Origin of the sequence: Pseudothioclava alba, assembly GCF_033100795.1 — a bacterium.
In the GTDB taxonomy this organism is placed as follows: Bacteria; Pseudomonadota; Alphaproteobacteria; order Rhodobacterales; family Rhodobacteraceae; genus Pseudothioclava.
Map to the genome: position 1 here is coordinate 1 of NZ_JAWLVI010000017.1, position 1,408 is coordinate 1,408.

Sequence of the window (1,408 nt, forward strand, 5' to 3'; positions counted from 1 at the left end):
AAACATCCGGCGAAGGCCACGGTCAGGGTGCGTTGAGGGCGTCCTGTTGTGTTTTCCAGTGCCACGGCAGCAATTCGGGGAGGCGCGAGACGGGCAAGTCCGGCAGCCGCGCCAGGACGTCTGCCAGCCATGCTTGCGGGTCGATGTCGTTCATCTTTGCCGGGACGATGAGGGTATACATAAAGGCCGCCCTGTCGCCGCCGCGCTCAGACCCTGCAAACAGCCACGCCTTTCTGCCCAATGCGATGCCGCGCAGAGCGTGCTCGGCGGCATTATTCGTCAGGCAAAACCGCCCGTCACCCAGGAATGCCGTGAAGGCTTCCCAACGGCCTTTCCCCTCGACCATGTAATTGATCGCTTTGGCGACAGGGTTGTGCTTTGACATCCGGGCCCGCTCGGTCAGCATCCAGTCATGCAGATCATTGACCAGCGGCGCGATGCGCTGCAGGCGCACGTCAAGACGCGCTGCGGCTGACAGACCTGCGATTTCGCGCTCGAGCGCAAATATCGCGTCGATCCGCGTCACAGCGTCCAGCGCGATGGGCGGGATCTCCTCTGCCACCTTTTTGCCTTTGCGGGCGATAGCCTTGATGTCAGCCAGTTCGAAGAACTTGCGCCTGCCATATGACCAACACAGCGCAGTGCGCACCGGACCGAGGCTGCGATTTTCCAAATAGAGATCATTGTAGCCGCCATAGACGTCCGATTGCAGCACACCCTGCCATCCGGCCAGATGCCGTGTCGGATGTTCTTTCCGGTGAACTTGAACAAGACCGCAGGCGGCGCACCCCATCCCGGGGGCGATCATCGCGCACATAGGTCCACAGCAGTGCCGTTTTGGTGCCGCCACGAGCCAGAAGCGGCACAGTCCTATCGTCACCATGCAAGCGGCCTGCGGCCAGCATATAGCGTTCGATCAGCGCATGGATCGGGGCCAGCGCCACACAGGCATGACCGATCAGATCAGCCAGAGTGGACAGACTGAGATCGATCCCCTCCCGCGCGATGCGCTCTGCCTGCCCGTTCGCGGGTTCTCTCGGACGCGTCGCGGTCACCCGCTCACTTGTCAAAGGCCACCATGGCGATCAGCTGTGGCCCCCAACCGCGCGCGGCGCTCGGAGGAGATGCCGAATTTGTCGCGCCGCAGCTTCGCGATCTCCAGTTTCAATTCCTGGATCATCGCATCCGTGCAGGAGGCCAAAGCGCGGGCCTGCGCCAGATCGGCTTCCGCCGCCTGTGCGCGGGCTTCTGCGGCCTCGGCGCAGGCCATTTGCGGGCCAAGGGCGGCACGCAATCTGGCAATTTCAGAAGCAGTGTCTGACATGGAAACCATTCACCACAAACGCCAATAATTACCCATAAAAACAGGTGCTTCAATGCATATTACCCAGCCGTTTCAGGCCTTTGC

The 1,408-nt window shown here is 61.5% G+C and carries 2 protein-coding genes and 1 pseudogene; all 3 read right to left on the reverse strand.

Annotated elements, in window-relative coordinates; all coding sequences use genetic code 11:
* Positions 1–22: 22 nt before the first annotated feature.
* Positions 23–181, reverse strand: coding sequence for a transposase domain-containing protein (locus RYZ20_RS15890; RefSeq protein WP_411572362.1), 159 nt, complete (start codon positions 179–181; stop codon positions 23–25).
* A pseudogene (gene tnpC / locus RYZ20_RS15895) lies at positions 164–1,055 on the reverse strand (IS66 family transposase); the annotation flags it as partial. The pseudogene tnpC and the gene RYZ20_RS15890, both read right to left, overlap by 18 nt.
* An 11-nt stretch (positions 1,056–1,066) precedes the next feature.
* Complete coding sequence (locus tag RYZ20_RS15800) at positions 1,067–1,324, reverse strand: hypothetical protein (RefSeq protein WP_317675175.1); 258 nt, start codon at positions 1,322–1,324, stop codon at positions 1,067–1,069.
* Between the last annotated feature and the right edge of the window lie 84 nt (positions 1,325–1,408).